We start from the raw sequence: 2,335 nt of genomic DNA on the forward strand, positions 1-2,335 counted from the left end.
ATCCTGAGCCAGGATCAAACTCTACATTCAAATTTATATCCTAACTTCATAAATGAAGTTTAGCTATCTATTAAAAGATAATTATTTTTATAGTGGTTCATTCCACTGTACACCTTAATCGATTGTTTGAAACAAGTTTCAAACGACAATTGAGTTTTTAATTTACACTTTCTTTCTCTATTTAATTGCTAATGTCCTGTTGTTCGCCTCAAAGATATTTCTCTGATGCACAAGAAGAAGTATACCGCGTTTACAAGTTTTCGTCAAGGATTATTTTGTTTTTTTATAAAGTTTTTTTTGTTTTTTTTAAAATTTTACAATTCAGAAAACAAAAACAGCTAGACATACTGTTTTTGTTGTCACACAACCAAGAAAACTAATATGTTATAAGGTTGAAAAATTAAAAAAAAACATATTTTTTATCTGCACTTAAAATAACCTTACTGTTATTTTATTAGGAGATAATCTTTGTTTCTATTAAAATAAAAATTATTTTACTATATCTGTTGGCAAATTTCCTATCCCATTTATTGCCACATCCATATTTTTTATTCATTTCTATTTATACCCAGCACAGTTTCTTTTCCGCCTAAGATCTCTTAGGGTTGCTGACTTTATTTGTTTATTGTCTACTGCTTTAATTTCCTGCCTATTCTTTGTCATAGTCAGATATATTCCTGAGTTTAATATTCCTCTCATTTATTTTATTAAAGGGAGGCACTCAAGCTTATGTATACATTTTGTGGATTTTTTTCTATATAGCCTGATGACTCAATCTCTTTTGAGAGTATTACACAGACATAAATTATTCCTATTTTATTCTCAAACCCATCGATACACCGCTTAATGGTTAAAAGTAAAAGCTTCATATAAATGTATACAGATATTAATAAGGCATATTTATTTTTAAAATTTAGATAAAAAAACTCCTGCCTATAAGACAAGAGTTTATTATCTATGCTTTATTAAAAACTTTTCTTTTTTATCAGATTAATTATCAAAACTTTATTATCATGTGTATACATAAATTAACCCTTAATTTTAAAAGCTTCTTTATATAATTTTGTAAAAAAAAATCTCCTAAGAGATCTTGAATTTAATATATGGCGGGAGTGACGAGACTCGAACTCGCGACATCCTGCGTGACAGGCAGGCACTCTAACCAACTGAGCTACACCCCCATATATTATATTAAATTTAAATGGTGCTCACAACTGGACTTGAACCAGTGACCCCCTGCTTGTAAGGCAGGTGCTCTCCCAACTGAGCTATGCGAGCATAAGTGGTGCCTTGACGCGGAATCGAACCACGGACACGAGGATTTTCAGTCCTCTGCTCTACCGACTGAGCTATCAAGGCATATGTGGCGATGAGACTGGGACTCGAACCCAGACCCCTTGCGGGTTCACCGGTTTTCAAGACCGGCTCCTTAGCCAATTCGGACATCTCACCAAATTACATATACTTTCCACTTTTTAAAATATGGTACTCCGTAGGGGAGTTGAACCCCTCCCGCTTGAGTGAAAACCAAGAATCCTAACCGATAGACGAACGGAGCATATTTTAAATGTAAATTATGGTGCCGCTTATCGGAGTCGAACCAATCACCTACTGATTACAAGTCAGTTGCTCTACCAGATGAGCTAAAGCGGCATATTTAAATTGTTATGGTGCGCCACACAGGGTTTGAACCTGTGACAACTCGATTAAAAGTCGAGTGCTCTACCAGCTGAGCTAGTGGCGCTTATTTTTTTATTTCTTGGGGTGGCTGACGGGACTTGAACCCGCGACAACCAGTACCACAAACTGGCGCTCTACCAACTGAACTACAACCACCATATTTTGCTTAAATGGTGAGCCTGAAGGGATTCGAACCCCTGACCCACGCCTTAGAAGGGCGTTGCTCTATCCAGCTGAGCTACAGGCTCTTTTTTAAAAGAAATTTTGGAGCGGGAAACCAGGTTCGAACTGGCGACATTCAGCTTGGAAGGCTGACGCTCTACCAACTGAGCTATTCCCGCGTATCTTGGTATATTTTATTGAAATGGTCGGAACAATAGGATTCGAACCTATGACCCCCTGCTCCCAAGGCAGGTGCGCTACCGGGCTGCGCTATGCTCCGTTAATGGCGCTTCTTGCAGGACTTGAACCTGCGACAACTCGATTAACAGTCGAGCGCTCTACCAACTGAGCTAAAGAAGCATCTTGAAAGACTTGGCAAGTTCCTATCCTCCCAAGGGGCTGCCCCCTAAGTACTTTCGGCGTTTACGGACTTAACTTCTGGGTTCGGAATGTGACCAGGTGTACCCCCGTAGCTTTTCTTACCAAGCTTACT

The 2,335-nt window shown here is 38.3% G+C and carries 1 protein-coding gene, 12 tRNA genes and 1 rRNA gene; all 14 read right to left on the reverse strand.

The annotated features are described in order from the left end of the window. Positions 1–558: 558 nt before the first annotated feature. The 14 genes from DYH56_RS16080 to rrf all read right to left on the reverse strand — a co-directional run bounded on the left by DYH56_RS16080 (position 559) and on the right by rrf (position 2,329). Complete coding sequence (locus tag DYH56_RS16080; RefSeq protein ID WP_158539182.1) at positions 559–699, reverse strand: hypothetical protein; 141 nt, start codon at positions 697–699, stop codon at positions 559–561. Positions 700–1,104: 405 nt separating this feature from the next. After that, a tRNA-Asp gene (locus DYH56_RS15565) sits at positions 1,105–1,181 on the reverse strand. A 21-nt stretch (positions 1,182–1,202) separates the two neighbouring features. Next, a tRNA-Val gene (locus DYH56_RS15570) sits at positions 1,203–1,278 on the reverse strand. 5 nt (positions 1,279–1,283) lie between these two features. Continuing rightward, positions 1,284–1,359: transfer RNA gene (locus DYH56_RS15575), tRNA-Phe, on the reverse strand. Positions 1,360–1,364: 5 nt separating this feature from the next. Beyond that, a tRNA-Ser gene (locus DYH56_RS15580) sits at positions 1,365–1,452 on the reverse strand. Between the two features lie 31 nt (positions 1,453–1,483). Next, positions 1,484–1,558: transfer RNA gene (locus DYH56_RS15585), tRNA-Glu, on the reverse strand. Between the two features lie 19 nt (positions 1,559–1,577). After that, a tRNA-Thr gene (locus DYH56_RS15590) sits at positions 1,578–1,653 on the reverse strand. A gap of 15 nt (positions 1,654–1,668) precedes the next feature. Next, positions 1,669–1,744: transfer RNA gene (locus DYH56_RS15595), tRNA-Lys, on the reverse strand. Between the two features lie 16 nt (positions 1,745–1,760). Continuing rightward, a tRNA-His gene (locus DYH56_RS15600) sits at positions 1,761–1,836 on the reverse strand. A 15-nt stretch (positions 1,837–1,851) separates the two neighbouring features. Beyond that, positions 1,852–1,928, reverse strand: a tRNA-Arg gene (locus DYH56_RS15605). A gap of 17 nt (positions 1,929–1,945) precedes the next feature. After that, positions 1,946–2,021, reverse strand: a tRNA-Gly gene (locus DYH56_RS15610). 24 nt (positions 2,022–2,045) lie between these two features. Continuing rightward, positions 2,046–2,122: transfer RNA gene (locus DYH56_RS15615), tRNA-Pro, on the reverse strand. Between the two features lie 4 nt (positions 2,123–2,126). After that, positions 2,127–2,202, reverse strand: a tRNA-Asn gene (locus DYH56_RS15620). A 10-nt stretch (positions 2,203–2,212) separates the two neighbouring features. Further along, positions 2,213–2,329: ribosomal RNA gene (gene rrf, locus DYH56_RS15625) — 5S ribosomal RNA — on the reverse strand. Positions 2,330–2,335: the final 6 nt, after the last annotated feature.

The organism is Psychrilyobacter piezotolerans, assembly GCF_003391055.1.
GTDB classification, from domain to species: domain Bacteria; phylum Fusobacteriota; class Fusobacteriia; order Fusobacteriales; family Fusobacteriaceae; genus Psychrilyobacter; species Psychrilyobacter piezotolerans.